General features: G+C 71.0%; 13 protein-coding genes and 3 pseudogenes. 10 read left to right on the top strand and 6 right to left on the bottom strand.

Translation table 11 applies throughout. The annotated features are described in order from the left end of the window. Window positions 1-202 (top strand): annotated as a pseudogene (locus VQ03_RS34810) (efflux transporter periplasmic adaptor subunit); the annotation flags it as partial. Between the two features lie 29 nt (window positions 203-231). Here the strand turns inward: VQ03_RS34810 and VQ03_RS27225 are convergent. From VQ03_RS27225 to VQ03_RS27215, 3 genes and pseudogenes are all read right to left on the bottom strand, one after another. Next, window positions 232-862, bottom strand: a pseudogene (locus VQ03_RS27225) (ornithine cyclodeaminase family protein); the annotation flags it as partial. 58 nt (window positions 863-920) lie between these two features. Then, entirely contained in the window at window positions 921-2,108 is a 1,188-nt protein-coding gene (gene bhcC, locus VQ03_RS27220) for a 3-hydroxy-D-aspartate aldolase BhcC (RefSeq protein WP_245292209.1), read from the bottom strand. A 133-nt stretch (window positions 2,109-2,241) separates the two neighbouring features. Then, window positions 2,242-2,556 (bottom strand): annotated as a pseudogene (locus VQ03_RS27215) (pyridoxal-phosphate dependent enzyme); the annotation flags it as partial. Window positions 2,557-2,769: 213 nt separating this feature from the next. Here VQ03_RS27215 and VQ03_RS27210 point away from each other — a divergent pair. The 4 genes from VQ03_RS27210 (at window position 2,770) to VQ03_RS27195 (ending at window position 7,821) form a co-directional block, all read left to right on the top strand. Further along, window positions 2,770-2,976: a hypothetical protein gene (locus VQ03_RS27210; RefSeq protein WP_048454050.1), complete on the top strand. Its 207-nt coding sequence runs from the start codon at window positions 2,770-2,772 to the stop codon at window positions 2,974-2,976. 327 nt (window positions 2,977-3,303) lie between these two features. Beyond that, on the top strand, window positions 3,304-4,092 hold the full coding sequence (cysE, locus tag VQ03_RS27205) for a serine O-acetyltransferase (RefSeq protein ID WP_048454052.1): 789 nt from the start codon (window positions 3,304-3,306) through the stop codon (window positions 4,090-4,092). Window positions 4,093-4,502: 410 nt separating this feature from the next. After that, the gene (locus VQ03_RS35110) at window positions 4,503-5,894 is read left to right on the top strand and encodes a family 2B encapsulin nanocompartment shell protein (protein ID WP_048454049.1); all 1,392 of its coding nucleotides are present in this window, start codon (window positions 4,503-4,505) and stop codon (window positions 5,892-5,894) included. Beyond that, on the top strand, window positions 5,881-7,821 hold the full coding sequence (locus VQ03_RS27195) for a family 2A encapsulin nanocompartment cargo protein cysteine desulfurase (protein WP_048454048.1): 1,941 nt from the start codon (window positions 5,881-5,883) through the stop codon (window positions 7,819-7,821). The genes VQ03_RS35110 and VQ03_RS27195 overlap by 14 nt, the downstream gene beginning before the upstream one ends. A 504-nt stretch (window positions 7,822-8,325) precedes the next feature. Here VQ03_RS27195 and VQ03_RS27190 read toward each other — a convergent pair. Together VQ03_RS27190 and soxC are read right to left on the bottom strand one after the other, a co-directional pair. Continuing rightward, window positions 8,326-8,889 (bottom strand): c-type cytochrome, encoded by a 564-nt coding sequence (locus VQ03_RS27190; RefSeq protein ID WP_048454047.1) that lies wholly within the window; start codon window positions 8,887-8,889, stop codon window positions 8,326-8,328. Next, window positions 8,879-10,117: a sulfite dehydrogenase gene (gene soxC, locus VQ03_RS27185; protein WP_048454046.1), complete on the bottom strand. Its 1,239-nt coding sequence runs from the start codon at window positions 10,115-10,117 to the stop codon at window positions 8,879-8,881. The genes VQ03_RS27190 and soxC overlap by 11 nt, the downstream gene beginning before the upstream one ends. A 465-nt stretch (window positions 10,118-10,582) precedes the next feature. Here soxC and VQ03_RS27180 point away from each other — a divergent pair, with 465 nt between their 5' ends. After that, complete coding sequence (locus VQ03_RS27180) at window positions 10,583-11,035, top strand: RrF2 family transcriptional regulator (protein WP_048454045.1); 453 nt, start codon at window positions 10,583-10,585, stop codon at window positions 11,033-11,035. Here VQ03_RS27180 and VQ03_RS27175 read toward each other — a convergent pair. Then, window positions 11,019-11,927 (bottom strand): hypothetical protein, encoded by a 909-nt coding sequence (locus VQ03_RS27175; protein WP_053078752.1) that lies wholly within the window; start codon window positions 11,925-11,927, stop codon window positions 11,019-11,021. The genes VQ03_RS27180 and VQ03_RS27175 overlap by 17 nt on opposite strands. An 828-nt stretch (window positions 11,928-12,755) precedes the next feature. On the opposite strand from VQ03_RS27175, the gene groES reads away from it, so the two are divergent. The 4 genes from groES to VQ03_RS27160 all read left to right on the top strand — a co-directional run. Next, window positions 12,756-13,046 (top strand): co-chaperone GroES, encoded by a 291-nt coding sequence (gene groES, locus VQ03_RS27170; protein WP_048454044.1) that lies wholly within the window; start codon window positions 12,756-12,758, stop codon window positions 13,044-13,046. Between the two features lie 31 nt (window positions 13,047-13,077). Next, on the top strand, window positions 13,078-14,700 hold the full coding sequence (gene groL / locus VQ03_RS27165; protein WP_048454043.1) for a chaperonin GroEL: 1,623 nt from the start codon (window positions 13,078-13,080) through the stop codon (window positions 14,698-14,700). Window positions 14,701-14,766: 66 nt separating this feature from the next. Then, window positions 14,767-14,892: a hypothetical protein gene (locus VQ03_RS35105; RefSeq protein ID WP_280948511.1), complete on the top strand. Its 126-nt coding sequence runs from the start codon at window positions 14,767-14,769 to the stop codon at window positions 14,890-14,892. A gap of 13 nt (window positions 14,893-14,905) precedes the next feature. After that, on the top strand, window positions 14,906-15,869 hold a 964-nt coding region (locus VQ03_RS27160; protein WP_048454042.1), incomplete at its 3' end, for an FAD/NAD(P)-binding protein.

Here is a 15,869-nt window from a genome sequence, read left to right as displayed (position 1 = left end):
CGTCAACCCGACCTTCGCCTGGGTGCGCCTCGCCCAGCGCATCCCGGTCCGGATCAAGCTCGACAGCGTCGCCGACGAGGTTCGGCTCGTCTCCGGCCGCACGGCGACGGTCGCGGTCGAGCCCCGGGGGGAGACGCCGCGCCTCGACCTGTTCGGGTTCTGGCGCCGGGAGCCCGCCTCTCCCCGCGGCGACGGGCGTTGAGGCATCGCACCGCCCGTCGCTTCACGCCGCCGGACCTGCGCCGCCCGCAGGATCGGCCCGAAGGAGGAGGTGATCGTGACGATCACGTCGGCCTCGGCGCCCAGGCGGTCGAGATCGACGGCCTCGAACGGGAGGCTGCGCTCGCGCGCCACCTCGGCGAGGCGGGCGAGCCGCTCCGGGTGCGGGTTCCAGCCGAGGACGCGCTCGAAGCGCCGCTGGTCGAGGGCGGCGCGCAGCTGGACGGTCGCTTGATGGCCGGCGCCGATCATGCCGAGCACCGCCGCGTCGGGACGAGCCAGGTACTTGATCGAGATCGCCGAGGCGGCGGTGCGCAGGGCCGTCAGGAGATTGCCGCCCACGACGGCGCGGTACCGTCCGGTCCCGGCCTCGAAGAGGACGATGGTGGATTGATGGTTGGTCAGTCCCCGGGGCGGCATTGCCGGGCCGGAAGCCGCCGGATCTCAGGCCGAGCGCCAGGCTCTCGCGATCGAAGCCCGACTTGAAGCCGTAGAAGGCGTCCGCGTGGCCGATCGCCTCGCGCACGACGGGGAAGTTGCGGGCCGAACGAGGCGTCATGGCGGCGAAGGCCGTCTCGACGGCGGCAAGGCGTTCCGCGGGCGTGATCAGCCCGGCGCTCTCGCGTTCCGGAACGATGATCATGATGTGGCGCTCTCGAATCGAGGTTTGAAGCGCGGCGGCTGCGCCGCCGCCGGTGGCCTCAATAGGCCTTGCCGCGCGCCGAGACCGGCCACAGCGTCTCGACCCGTCCGTTGCGCACCCCGACATACCAGTCGTGGACGTTGCAGGTCGGGTCGCAATGCCCGGGCACGAGGCGCAGCTTCTCGTTGACCCCGAGCACGCCGTCCGGATCGTCGATGACGCCGTGCTCGTCCGAGCACTTGACGTAGGCGACGTCGCTCCGGCCGTAGACGAGCGGCAGGCCGGAATCGACCGACTGCGCCTTCAGCCCGGCATCGCAGATCGCCTTGTCGGGCTTGGCGTGGCTCATCACGCTGGTGAGGATGAACAGTGCGTTCTCCCACTCGCCCGCGTCGATGCGCGCGCCGTCGCCGTCGCGGATCCGGCCGTAATCGGCATCCATGAAGGCGTAGCTGCCGCATTGAAGCTCGTTGTAGACGCCCGAGCCGCTCTCGAAATAGTAGCTTCCGGTGCCGCCGCCGCTGACCAGCTCGGGGTCGAGCCCTTCCGCCTTGAGGGCGCCGATCGCCTCCCTGACCTGCGCGATGGCGGCGTCGAGCTCGGCGCGCCGCTCCTCGTAGCGTTCGAGGTGCTGCATCGCCCCCTGATAGGCCTGGAGCCCGGCGAATCTCAGATGGGGGGCGGCCTCAATCGCCTTGGCGATCGCCACCACCTCCGCTGCGGTCCTGACGCCGCAGCGGCCCGCCCCGCAATCGATCTCGACGAAGCAGTCGAGCGTGGTGGCGTGCCGCGTCGCCGCCGCGGAGAGGTCGGCCACGTTGGCCGGATCGTCGACGCAGACGATGACCCGGGCGCCGTAGCGCGGCAGCCGCGCCAGCCGGTCGATCTTGGCGGGGTCGCGCACTTCGTTCGAGACCAGGATGTCGGTGATCCCGGCGCGTGCGAACACCTCGGCCTCCGAGACCTTCTGGCAGCAGACGCCGACGGCGCCGCCGATCTCCTGCTGCAGGCGCAGCACGTCGACCGACTTGTGCATCTTGCCGTGGGCGCGGTGGCGCATGCCGTGGGCGCGGGCATAGTCGCCCATCTTGCGGATGTTGCGCTCCAGCGCGTCGAGATCGAGGATCAGGCAGGGCGTCTGGATCTCGTCCTCGCGCATCCCGGGAAGGGCCGGGACGTCGTAGCCGACCTCGAGGCCGGCGAAGGGATCGGCGGGAGCCGGGGCGGGCTTCATCGCGACGGTCATGGCGTTCGTCTCCTTCGCTGCCAAAGTTTGTTCACTGGAAAAAGTTGGTCATGGCCCAAGTTTGCTCCTGGCCCAAGTTTGCTCCTGGCCAAAGTTTGCTCATGGCCAAAGTCTGCTCATGGCCAAAGTCTGCTCATGGCCAAGGCAGGCGGTCGACGGTTCCGCCGGTGAGGATCACCCCCACGCGCTTGCCGGCGAAGATTCCGGGAGTCTTCAGGGTCGTCGCGAGCGGGACGGCGCTCGACGGCTTGACGACGATTTTCATCCGCTTCCAGATCAGCTTCGTCGCCGCGACGATCTCGGCTTCCGAGGCGGTGAGCACGTCGGTGACGTGGCGGTGGACGAAGTGCCAGGTCAGCTCCTTGAGCGGCACCTTGAGGCCGTCCGCGACCGTGACCGGGGCGTCGTCGGCGATGATCCGCCCGGCCCGGACGCCGCGGCAGGCGTCGGGTCGAGGCATTGCCCGTCGAACAAGGCTTGCGCAAACCGGTTGTTTCGTAGATTATCGAGTTAGTTCAATAGGTTAGCGAAGCAAATGCTCTCAGCTGCGCGAATCGCGATCACGCCCTTCTCCGGTCTCGCGGGGGTGGGAGGACGTTCTTCCCTACCGGTCCTCGAGAGGAATCGGGTCGCGGCGGGAGCGCACCCGGAGGATCAGGCCATGGCTTCGGCGACGATGGCGAGCGGGGACGAGGTGGTGTTCGAGCGGCTCGACCTCGCCGACGCGTTGGGCATCTGGCGCAACGCGAAGGGTCGGATCGTCGGCATCCACGGCCAGGGCAGCCTCACGCCGACCGTCGACGTCAAGTTCGACGGTCACGAGACCCTGCAGCGCTACCTGCCGGACCTGTTCCGGCGCGTGCAGTAGCAGCCACGCTCCGGGGTTCGGACGGTCCACGCCGGACCCCGGTCTTTCCAGAGCCGGGAACCGCCCCGCTCTGGGGTGCCGTTGCCGGGCCGGGCCATTCCGGGGCCAGGGGGGCTTGCGCGAGCCCTCGGCTTCGTGTCTGCAAGGGCGGCATTGGCAGTTGTCGTCTTTCGGTAGTCGATTCGACGGCCTGACCAAAGGGAAGATCCCACCAGCATGGATTCGGTACTGTCGGCCGACCCGTTCACGCGGCCGGTGCCGTCATCCGCGCTCGGCGCGGGCGCGTCGGCGCTGCATCAGCCCCCCTTGCGCGCGACGAGCCACAGCATGGCGGAGGCCGATGTCTGGGCCGAGCTGCGCGCCGAGGCGGAGGCGGCTTTGATCGAGGAGCCGCTCTATGCCGGGATCATCCAGGCAACGATCCTCGACCAGCGCGGCCTCGCCGAGGCCCTCGCCTACCGCCTCGCCCACCGGCTCGGCGACGGCGACCTCGCCCGGCTGGCGATGCGCGACCTCTGCCTCGCCGCCTTCGAGGCCGACCCCCATGCCGGCGCCCATGCGGTCCGCGACCTGATCGCCATCCGCGAGCGCGACCCGACCTGCCGCCGCTACCTGGATCCGTTCCTGTTCTACAAGGGCTTCGCCGCCCTCGAGGGCTACCGGGTCGCCCACTGGCTCTGGCACCGGGGCCGGATGACGCTGGCCCTCCACGTCCAGAGCCGGATCTCGGAGGTGTTCGGCTGCGACATCCACCCGGCGGCGCGGATCGGCTCCGGCGTGTTCATCGACCACGCCACCGGCGTCGTCATCGGCGAGACCACGATGGTCGCCGACGACGTGTCGATCCTGCAATCGGTGACGCTCGGCGGCAACGGCAAGGAGAGCGGCGACCGCCACCCCAAGATCGAGCGCGGGGTGCTGCTGAGCGTCGGCGCCAAGGTGCTCGGCAACATCCGGGTCGGCGAGGGCGCCAAGGTCGCGGCCGCCGCGGTGGTGCTGCACGAGGTGCCGCCCCACACCACCGTGGCGGGGGTGCCGGCCCGGGTGGTGTCGCGCATCCCGCGCTCGGAGGAGCCGGCCCTGACCATGGACCAGTTCTTCGGCGAGGGAATCTGAGGCAACCCGAGGCACCGCCCCGGAAGACGGTTCATCGCGCGGGCGCCCCACAGTCGCGGCCGCACGAAAAAATATTCCACGCTCTTCGCCAGAAAGGGACGGATTTTATTCATTAGGCGACGTAGAGAAAATTTTAGCTCTACAACTCACCAATAAGCGAAAAAACATTCTATTGACTCCGGCGCCCGCCAGCCGCTATCGCTGCGGAAGCGGGACGGCAGGACATTTCAGAATTCAGAAGTGTCAGCCGCCATCGCACCGATCGAGATGCTGCGCCGGGCAAGATTATCGACTGACGATGTCTTTCTGCGACTTGCGATCCCTTGCGGACGGGGTCGAATGCCGGCGTCTCTCTACGCGGAATGCCGGGCCGGGAACGGGCCCCCATGGCGACACGGAGACGAAATACGATGAGCGGACCGGGTTTGAGCGTCAGCGCCTCAGCTGCACGCAATCTCGCCACGGCGACCGTCACCTCGGTCCAGAACGCGGCCAACACGCCGCGCTTCCTCCTGAGGCTCCTGCCCTTCGTCGACGTCGCGGGCGGCGTCTACCGGGTCAACCGCCGCGCCGTCGTGCTGGCCAAGCCCGGCCGCATCGACCTCGCGGCCGAGGGTGAGACCCGCAGTGTCAAGGCCGGCTCGCTGCGCGCCGTGCCGCTGTTCAGCCGCCTCGGCGATGCCGAGCTGGCGGCGCTGGCGGGCAAGTTCACCGAGAGCCGCCACCAGGCCGGCGACGTCATCGCCGAGGAGGGCTCGACCGGCCGCAGCCTCGTCGTGGTTGCCGACGGCACCGTCGAACTGACCTTGTCGGGTCCCTACAAGGGCCGCCTGCGCCAGGGTCTCGCCACCCGCGGCGACTATTTCGGCGACGGCGACCTCGTCGGCGAGGTCGCGCCCGCTCCCGCCGTCAAGGCGCTCTCGGCGGTGACGCTGCTCACCCTCGACCGCGCCGCGATCGAGGACGAGGCCATCGCCTCGCGCATCGCCCAGCACCGCGAGGAGCGCGACCGGCTCAAGGGTCACACCAACTCCTACGGCGAGCAGGGCATCGAGCTGCTGGCGGTCCATACCGGCGAGCCGCGCCTGCCGACCACCTTCGTCGATTACGAACTCGATCCGCGCGAGTATCACCTCTCGACGATCCAGACGATCCTCAACACCCATACCCGCGTCACCGACCTCTACTCCAACGAGATCGACCAGCTGCGCGAGCAGATCCGCCTCACGGTCGATGCCGTGAAGGAGCGCGAGGAGTGGGAGCTGCTGAACAACTCGCAGTTCGGCCTGCTGCATGAGGTCGCCGGGCGTCAGCGCATCCCGACCCGCGGCGGTCCGCCGACCCCGGACGACCTCGACGAGCTGCTGACCCTGGTCTGGAAGAAGCCCGCCTTCTTCGTCGCGCATCCCCGCGCCATCGCGGCCTTCGGCCGGGAGGCGACCCGCCGCGGCGTGCCGCCGGTGGTGGTGCATCTGTTCGGTGCGCCCTTCATCACCTGGCGCGGCGTGCCGCTCGTCCCCAGCGACAAGCTGCCGATCGACATCGACCCGGTGACCGGCGCCCAGACCACCTCGATCCTGCTCCTGCGCGTTGGCGAGGGCGAGCAGGGCGTGGTCGGCCTGCACAAGTCGGGCGTGACCGGCGAGATCGAGCCCGGCCTGTCGGTGCGCTACATGGGCACCAACGACCACTCGATCGCCTCGCACCTCGTGACGCGCTACTTCTCGGCCGCGGTGCTGGTCGAGGATGCGATCGCCCGTCTCGATAACGTGCTGCTCGGCAATTACCATGACTATGCTTGAGGCGCCGTCCGGCATCCCCTCCGGGACGCCGGCCGAGCTCGCCCACGCGGATCTCGTCGGGCGCCTCGCCCGCGAGATCTACGGGCAGGGCCAGGCCGCCAGCGCCCCCGTCGCCCCGACGCTGCCGGCGGGCCCTCAGGTCCCGCAGGCTTTCTCGGCGCTCCCCTCGTCCCCGGCTCCGGCCGGGGCCACCCCCTCGGGAGTCGAGCCCGGCCTGTCCGCCCTCGGTGCCCGGTCCTTCGGGGCGCCCCCGGTCGGCCTGCCGGGCCTGACCGGCCCCTCGGCCGCGAAACCCCTCGGCGCCAATCCGGCGCCGACCGGCGCGAACGTCCTCGATCTCGGCGCGATCGCCCCGGTGCATCCGCTGAGCGACCCGCTGCGCCCGAAGGGCCTGCCCGAATACGCCGTGCCGAGCCTCGCCGAGGTCGCGGCCGGCCTGCCCGGCGGCACCGACCTCTACCGGCAGATCGCCGCCGACCACCCGCGCGCCCACGCCTTCGCGCAGGCGGTGGCGCCGGCGCTCGTCCCGGCGGATCCCGCGCGAGCCGGCGGGGACGTCGTGCCTCCCGTGCCCTCGGCGGAGTCCGATTACTACTTCCTCGCTCCCGCCCCGGCGCGCGGCGGACGGCAGGCGGCCCGGCCGCGTGTCGAACCGTCACGCCATGAGGGCCCGGCCCCGCGGGCGGTCGCCCTCGGATCGAGCCCGGCCGCGGCGCCCTTCGACGTCGAGCGCGTGCGCCGGGACTTCCCGGCCCTGCACCAGAGCGTGAACGGCCACCGGCTGGTCTGGCTCGACAACGCCGCCACCACCCACAAGCCGCAGAGCGTCATCGACGCGACAGCTGAGTTCTACGGCCGCCACAACTCGAACATCCACCGGGCGGCGCACACGCTCGCGGCGCGGGCGACCGACCTGTTCGAGGGCGGCCGCGAGAAGACCCGCCGCTTCCTCAACGCGCCGAGCAAGGACGACATCGTCTTCCTGCGCGGCACCACCGAGGGCATCAACCTCGTCGCCAACTCGTATGGCCGGGCGAATATCGGCCCGGGCGACGAGATCATCGTCTCGACGATCGAGCACCACGCCAACATCGTGCCCTGGCAGTTGCTGGCGCAGGCGACCGGGGCGACGCTCCGGGTGATCCCGGTCAACGACCGCGGCGAGATCATCTTCGAGCAATACGCCGCCCTGCTGTCGGGCCGCACGAAGATCGTCTCGGTGACCCACGTCGCCAACGCGCTCGGCACGGTGAACCCGATCCGGGAGATCATCGCCCTCGCCCACGCCTACGGCGTGCCGGTGCTGGTCGATGCCGCGCAATCGACACCGCACCTCCCGATCGACGTGCAGGCGCTCGACGCCGACTTCCTGGTCTTCTCCGGCCACAAGGTGTTCGGCCCGACCGGGATCGGCGCGCTCTACGGCAAGAGCCACCTCCTCGCGGCGATGCCGCCCTGGCAGGGCGGCGGCCACATGATCGAGGACGTCACCTTCACCCGGACCGTCTACAAGGGCGCGCCGGAGAAGTTCGAGGCCGGCACCCCGGACATCGCGGGCGCAGTGGGTCTGGGTGCCGCCCTCGACTACCTGGAGGGCGTCGGCCTTCCCGGCATCGCGGCCTACGAGCACGACCTGCTCGAATATGCCCAGGAGGGGCTGGCCGAGGTGAAGGGCCTGCGCCTGATCGGGACGGCGCGCGAGAAGGCGAGCGTGATGTCGTTCGTGATCGAGGGCTTCGAGAACGCGACGGTCGCCCACCATCTCGACCGGCACGGCATCGCGGTGCGCTCGGGCCATCACTGCGCGCAGCCGGCCCTGCGCCGCTTCGGCGTCGACCAGTCGATCCGGGCCTCGCTCGCCTTCTACAACACCCGCGAGGACGTCGACGTGTTCCTCAAGGCGCTGCACACCCTGCCGCGGCGCTGACGCGCGGCGTCGCCCGGTCGCGCGACGATCGGGCGACGCTCCGGGGCGCCGGCGCGGCTTCCGCGCCGAGGCCGAGACGCGCACGCTCTGCACCCTCGACGTGCGCGATCCTGCCGAGCACGCCCTCGGCCATCCGGCGGGCTTCGCCTCGGCGCCGGGCGGGCAGCTCGTCCAGGCGACCGACGAGTGGCTCGGCGTGCGCGCCCGGATGCTTATGCCGATGGTCGAAAGAAAACGACCTTTGGTTCCGTTCTCGAATTGTCGCCCAGCCCAAGGTCCCTGACTTCCGGGTTTGGTGTTGGAAATTCGAGATGGGTCAACGGCCTCGTCGATCTCGGGCTTGCCCGAGATCGACGTTGATGCGTCAGCATCTTGGCCCGCTGGTATGAGATCATCGAGGGGCCGGCGAGCGCTTCGTCCCCCCGCCCGGTTGGCCTTCCACATGCGCCCGACCGGCCCGGCCCGCGGCACCCTCGAACGAGTCGGTCCGAGGGCATCGCGGTCTCATTTTTCGGTCACGTCCGGCCGCGCATCGGCCACGAAGCCGTCCCGGTTCGGCATCGCCACCGCGGGCAGGCTTGCAGCGTCCAGGACGGCATCCGCCGGCACGACCCCGTTGAGGTGCAGGAGGTAGGCCGAGACGGCATAGACCTCGGCATCGGACAGCGATTGCGGCGCGTCGAACGGCATCGCCCGGCGCACGTAGTCGAACAACGTCGTGGCATAGGGCCAGAAGCTGCCGACCGTCCGCACGGGCTTGCTGCTTGCGAGCGTGCCCTGCCCGCCGACCAGCCGGTCGGCCGCCCCGCCCTGCCCGGCCTCGCCGTGGCAGCCTGCGCAGCGGGCGGCATAGATCGCGCGTCCCTCCGCGACGCCGCCGCGGCCGGGCGACAGGCCGGCGCCGTCGGGGCGCACGTCGATGTTCCACGGGGCGATGGCCTCCGGCGTCGCCGGCCGGCCGAGGCGATGCGGGCCGAGGGGGTCGGCCGAGGCCGGGCCGGCGGGCATGAGGCCAAGGAGGAGGCACGCCGCGAGGCCGGCGGCCCTGGAGACGGTCTCACGCCACATGCCGCACGCTCCCCCCGGCCGCGACCTGCCAGCCATAGATGCCGTTGAAGTGATAGATCGAGTTCGTGCCGCGGGCGGCGATCAGCGCTCCCCGGGTCGGCTGGCGATAGCCGGTCTCGTCGGTGGCGCGGCTCTGGATCAGGGCCGGACCGCCGTCCCAGCGCCAGGGTAGCCGGAAGCGGGTGAGGCAGCGCGACAGGACCGGCTCCTGCAGGGCGGCCGGGCGCCAGGAGGCGCCGCCATCGACCGAGACCTCGACCCCGGTGATGCGTCCGCGGCCCGACCAGGCGAGGCCGGAGATCTCGTAGGCGCCCGGCTCCTTCAACCGGTGCCCGCCCGAGGGCGTGGTGACGACGGACTTCGCCTCCATGGTGAAGGTGAACTGGCGCGCCGTGCCGTCGGGCAGCAGGTCGGTGTATTTCGAGGTTTCTTCCCGGGTCTGGAACGGCCGGTCGCCGAGCTTGATCCGGCGCAGCCACTTGATGCTGAGATTGCCCTCGAGCCCGGGCAGGAACAGCCTGAGGGGATAGCCCTGCTCCGGCCGCAAGGCTTCGCCGTTCTGGGCATAGGCCAGGATCGCGCCGTCGAGGGCCGAGAGCGGCAGGCTGCGGGTCATCGCGGCGGCATCCGCCCCTTCCGCCAGCAGCCAGGAGGCTTCGGGCTTGCACCCGACCTCGTCGAGGAGCGTCGCCAGCTCGACGCCGGTCCACTCGGCGCAGCTGAGGAGCCCGTGGGTGTCCTGCACCGTCCAGGCCGGGTTGGTCTTCTGCCAGGCCGGGGTGTTGCCCGAGCATTCGAGGAAGTGCAGCCGCGACACGCTGGGGAAGCGGACGAGGTCGTCCATGGTCAGGATCAGGGGGCGCTCGACGAGGCCGTGCACCACCAGGCGGTGCTGCCCGGGGTCGATCGCCGGCACGCCGCCGTGGTGGCGCTCGAAATGCAGCCCGCTCGGGGTGATCGTGCCGTGGAGGTGCTGGAGCGGCGTGCCGGCCGAGGCGGCACCCGGGAAGGCCGGGGATGTGCGCGGCTTGCGGGTGAGGCGCTCGAAGGAGGAGGGCACGCCGTAGCCGGGGCTGGCGACGCCCCTGCCCGGCTCGCGGGTCCAAAGCGGAACCTGGAGTGCCGGGACCTGCGGCGGTCCCTCGGCGGCGAGCGCGCTGCCGCCGACGCCGAGCGCCCCGGCGAGGAAGCTCCGGCGCCCGAAGAGCGGGACGGAGGTTGGTGGCATGAAGACATCCTTCAGACGGTGCGCCACCGCAGCGCACGGGCGGCGAGCGATGCGGCGGCGGCATTGGGCAGGAAGCCGACGAGGCCGAGGATCACGCGCCGGGCAGCGCCTGATCCTCTCCGGAAGCGCTCGCGCCCGGATGATCGGGCTGCCGACGCCGCGGCCGAGGCGAGCCACTCCTCGCCGAGCGCCGCCAGCGGGCGGCGTCGCCATGCGCCATGCCGTCAGCCTCGTTCGGAAGCGCCGGGCTGCATCCGCCGGCGGCGCGGTTTTCGCGCGGAAAGACTATATAGTCAATCATTTTTATGAACTATAAGGGTCTCCGCTGGCTGCAGGCGTCTCCCGCATGCCGCACCGGCATCGCCCCGGGAGGAAGTCTACCGAACGGATCGACAAATCCCTATCTCTCCGGCACCGCTTGCCGGCCCGCCTCTCGCGCTGACCTCCGCCACACGCAGGACGACGATGCTCACCAACAAGGGCAAGTACGGGCTCAAGGCGATGGTCCACCTCGCCGGGCTGCCGCCGGGCGCCCGCATCGGCGTCGCCGAGATCGCCGAGGCGCATCGGATTCCAAAAAAATTCCTCGACGCGATCCTGGGCGACCTGCGCAATGCCGGCTTCGTGCACAGCAAGAAGGGGCCGGGCGGCGGCTACGCCCTGGCGCGCCCGGCCGAGGAGATCCGCATCGGCCACGTCGTGCGCGCCCTCGACGGCCCGCTGGCGCCGCTTCCCTGCGCCAGCCGCACCGCCTATCGCCCCTGCGAGGATTGCGCCGACGAGGCGGCCTGCGCGGTGCGTCTCACGATGCTGGCGGTGCGCAACAGCATCGCGGGCATCCTCGACAACCTGACGCTCGAACAGATGCGGGCGTTGCCGCAGGCGGAGGCCGAGGCAGGCTTCACCTACCACATCTGAGCGCCGCGTCCTCTCGCGCCTCGGCCGGCGCGACGGCCCCCTCCCCGACGCGCCCGGCGAGGGCGACGCGCCCGGCGAGCCAGGCGCAGGCGGCATCGAGGTCGAGGAGGCGGGGTGCCGCGTAGGGCATCAGGTCCGCCGGATGCCCGGCGAAGAGCCGGTCGGCCGCTCCCGGCGCGACGGCGAGGCCGGTGGCGCGCGGCAGCAGGAGCCCGCGTACGACGAGGTCGCGCAGGAGGGCCTTCGGCCTTGGCGCGTCGCGGCGCGTCGCCGGACCGGTTGCGTCGCCGCCGAGGACCCGCTCCCAGGCCCGCCGGCCATGACGCAGCAGGCGCTCGCGCGCCTCGTCCGGCAGATCGTGCCAGAGGGCGGGGGCGCTCAGGCGTAAACCCGCCACCGCCTCGTCGAGGCCGACCCCGCGGTCTCCCGCCTGCCGCACCAGCGTCCGCAGGGCACGCACCAGGGCGGCGGCTCCGGTCCCGAGGGGCAGGTCGGCCGGGTCGAGCCGCAGCGCGCGGATGGAAGTCGCCTCTCCGCGCGGCGGAGCGGTCGGGGCCGGCGGTTGCAGGGCGAAGGCCAGGACGGCGGCGCGCCCGAGATAGGTGGTCCCATCTGCCGCCCGCGCCGCCACGCCCTGCGGCGTGGCGGCGACGGACAGGCAGGTCGTCTCGGCGACGTGGAGACGCCCGGCATGCCGCTCCAGCGCCTCGATGAGGTGCAGGGGGCCCAAAGGCAGCGGCCCCATCTCCGCAGAGAGCAGGGCCGCGAACTCGCCACGGCGCAGGCGGCGACAGCGCGAGGGCTGTGTCTCGATCACGGTGACCTGCACCCGCGCCTCGCGGCGCAGCAGGTGAGAGGCCAGCCCCAGGCCGCCCGCGCTCGCCCCGATCACCAGGACGTGTCGGCCGCGGGCAGCCTTTGCGGGCCCGGCACTCCGAAGGCTGGTTGCTGTGTGCTGCGTCTCCGGCATCGATCGGTCCCCGGCACGGTTGGGCAGGCTCTCACGGGGCACCAATTTCCCCACGCCGCACCGGCTGGTCAACAAAAATGTTCTTTTTAAAGAACGAGCGTTGAAGAAATTATCTGCTGCCATTGGCTCTCTGCGGAGGAAAACCATGAAAATCATCTCTTTTGAATTGCGAGATTGATCATGCCCCGAAAAATCTCGCACAGGCCCGGCGGGCCATATTCTTTTAAAAGAACATGGCCCAAATCTCTCTCCTGCCGGCAGCGCCCGTCTCACGTCCCGCCTGCGCATGAGCGCCGCCTCGGTCGATGTGCCGGTCCACGGCCGCACGCGCGACCGGGGATCCTTCCTCTGGTCACGGGCTCCGACGTTTCGCCGGACGTCGTGACGCGCAAGGACGGGGACCGAGGCGTGCCCGCTCGAGCGACGCCGGCATCGCCGTGAGGGGCCCGGCGCAACGATCCCGCCTGCGTTCGGGATACCGAACGACACGCCCTCGACGGGGCGAGCCGGCTCCCGGCATGGCCCGCACGGACCGCCGCCTTTCCGGTCAGAATCGGACCCTTTCGCGGTCACGGCAGACAATCTTCTCGATTCGCCCGCCGTTTCAAGGTCGATCCTCTCCGCAACGGAGTTCTTTAAAAAGAACAATCTCGTTGACGGGGCGAACGCGTCCGGACACCCTTGGGCCATCGGATGCGGCCCCCGATGCGGGCCCGTCCGGTCGTCATTCCCGATCAGGAGGCTCCACCGATGGCCTTTCGGCCCCTGCATGACCGCGTGCTGCTGCGCCGCCTCGACGGCGAGGAGAAGACCAAGGGCGGCATCATCATTCCCGAGACCGCCAAGGAGAAGCCGCAGGAGGGCGAGGTCGTCGCCGTCGGCCCCGGCGCCCGGGACGACCACGGCACCCCGACGCCCCTCGACGTGAAGGCTGGCGACCGGGTGCTGTTCGGCAAGTGGTCCGGCACCGAGGTCAAGATCGACGGCGAGGACCTCTTGATCCTCAAGGAAGCCGACATCCTCGGCGTGATCGCGGCCTGACCGCCGACAGTCTCGAGAAGGACCAGACGACATGGCTGCCAAGGACGTGAAATTCTCCGCCGACGCCCGCGAGCGCCTGTTGCGCGGCGTCGACATCCTGGCCGATGCGGTCAAGGTCACGCTCGGCCCGAAGGGCCGCAACGTCGTGATCGAGAAGAGCTTCGGGGCACCCCGGATCACCAAGGACGGCGTCACCGTCGCCAAGGAGATCGAGCTGGAGGACCGGTTCGAGAATCTCGGCGCCCAATTCCTGCGCGAGGTCGCCTCGAAGACCAACGATCTGGCCGGCGACGGCACCACCACCGCGACGGTTCTGGCCCAGGCCATCGTCAAGGAGGGCGCGAAGGCGGTGGCCGCCAACCTCAACCCCCTCGACCTCAAGCGCGGCATCGACCTCGCGGTCGCCGCGGCGGTGAAGGACGTGGCGAGCCGCGCCCGCAAGGTCACGACATCGGACGCCATCGCGCAGGTCGGCACCATCTCGGCCAACGGCGATGCCGAGATCGGCCGGCTGATCGCGCAGGCCGTCGAGAAGGTCGGCAAGGAGGGCGTGATCACGGTCGAGGAGGCGCGCACCGCCGAGACCGAGCTCGACGTGGTCGAGGGCCTGCAATTCGACCGCGGCTACCTCTCGCCGTACTTCGTCACCAATCCCGAGAAGCTGACCGTCGAGCTCGACGACCCCTATATCCTGATCCACGAGAAGAAGCTGTCCTCGCTCCAGCCGCTGCTGCCGGTGCTCGAGGCCGTGGTGCAGTCCGGCCGGCCGCTCCTCGTCATCGCGGAGGACATCGAGGGCGAGGCCCTGGCGACGCTCGTCGTCAACAAGCTGCGCGGCGGCCTGAAGGTCGCGGCCGTGAAGGCGCCGGGCTTCGGCGACCGGCGCAAGGCGATCCTCGAGGACATCGCGATCCTGACCAAGGGCCAGACGATCTCCGAGGAGCTGGGCATCAAGCTCGAGAGCGTGACGCTCGCCGATCTCGGCCGCGCCAAGCGGGTGCGGATCGACAAGGAGACCACCACGATCGTCGACGGCGCCGGCGAGGCCTCGGAGATCGCGTCCCGCGTCGCCCAGATCAAAGGACAGATCGAGGAGACCACCTCCGACTACGACCGCGAGAAGCTCCAGGAGCGTCTCGCCAAGCTGTCGGGCGGCGTCGCGGTGCTGCGGGTCGGCGGCGCCACCGAGGTCGAGGTCAAGGAGCGCAAGGACCGGGTCGACGACGCGTTGAACGCCACCCGGGCGGCGATCGAGGAGGGCATCGTGCCGGGCGGCGGCACCGCGCTGCTGCGCGCCCGCGGCGCCGTCGCGGCGCTTCAGGGCGGCAACCCGGACGTCACGGCCGGGATCAAGATCGTCTCGAGGGCGCTCGAAGCCCCGATCCGCCAGATCGCCGCCAATGCCGGGGTCGAGGGCTCGATCGTGGTCGCGAAGGTCGCCGAGAGCGACTCCGACACCTGGGGCTTCGACGCGCAGGCCGAGACCTACCTCGACCTGATCGAGGCCGGCATCGTCGACCCGGTCAAGGTGGTGCGCACCGCGCTCCAGGACGCGGCCTCGGTGGCGGGCCTGCTCGTCACCACGGAAGCCCTCGTCGCCGACCGGCCGAAGGACAAGCCCGCCCTGCCGGCCCCGGCCGCCCCGGACTTCTGATCCTCGCCGCGCCTCGGGGGGAGCCCCGGGGCGCGCCACCGTCCCCACGCGTCGTTCGAGAAGGTCATGCCGCAACTCCCCGATCCGGCCGTCCCGTTCCATCCCTCCGAGCCGAGCCCCGGGCTCGTCATCGTGGCGCTCTGCGTCACCCTGATCCTCGCCGCCTTCGCATTCCTGCTGCGCGCCGCCTGACGGGTCAGTCTCGATGAACCCGGTCATCGCGGTTATCGGCGCCGGCTTCAGCGGCAGCATGGCGGCGCTCCACCTGCTCTCCGCCCTGCCCCGGTCCTGGTCGGTGCTGCTGTGCGAGAAGGCCGGCAGCTTCGGGCGGGGGCTCGCCTACGGCACCGACGCCCCCGCCCACCTGCTCAACCTGCGCGCCGCCAACATGAGCGCCTATCCTGACCGCCCGGAGCACTTCTCGGCCTGGCTCGGGCGCCTGCCGGATGGCGAGCGGTCGGGGGTCGTGGTGACGCCGGCCGGCACCTTCGCGCCGCGCGCGCTCTACGGCCGCTACCTGGCGGAGCTCCTGACCGAGGCGGTCGTGACGCCGGGCCCGCCGCGGCTCCACCTCGTCCATGACGGCGTCACCGACCTCGTCCCGGAGGCGGGCGGCTACAGCCTGCGCACCGAGGGCGGAGCCTCCTACCCGGTGGCCGGCGCGGTGCTCGCCATGGGCAACCTCACCGGCCCGGGCGCGCCGCCGAGCCGCCACCGGCTCGACCCCTGGCGGCCGGAGGAGTTCGGCCGGCTGCACCCGGACCGGCCGGTGCTGGTCGTCGGCACCGGCCTCACCATGGTCGACGCGGTCTCGTCCTTGCGAGGCCGGGGCTTCCCGGGACCGGTCGTCGCCCTGTCACGCCGCGGCCTGGTGCCGAACGTCCACGCGCCGACGAAGCCCTGGCCGGTGCCCGACCTCACGGCGGCCGACCTCGCCTCCCTGACCCGGCTGACCCGGCGGATCCGGGCCGAGATCGCCGCGGCGGCCCGGGCCGGGCGCGACTGGCGCGACGTGATCGACGCGCTTCGCCCGGTCATCGGCTATCTCTGGCGCGGCCTGCCGTCCACCGAGCGGGCCCGGTTCCTGCGCCACCTGCGGCCGTTCTGGGACGTGCACCGCCACCGTGCCGCCCCGCCGGCCGCCGCGGCGATCACGGCCGAGATCGGTG

This window comes from Methylobacterium tarhaniae, from assembly GCF_001043955.1.
Taxonomy (GTDB): Bacteria; Pseudomonadota; Alphaproteobacteria; order Rhizobiales; family Beijerinckiaceae; genus Methylobacterium; species Methylobacterium tarhaniae.
Note: the sequence above shows the minus strand (reverse complement) of the source record. Positions and strands in the feature narration are given on the sequence as shown.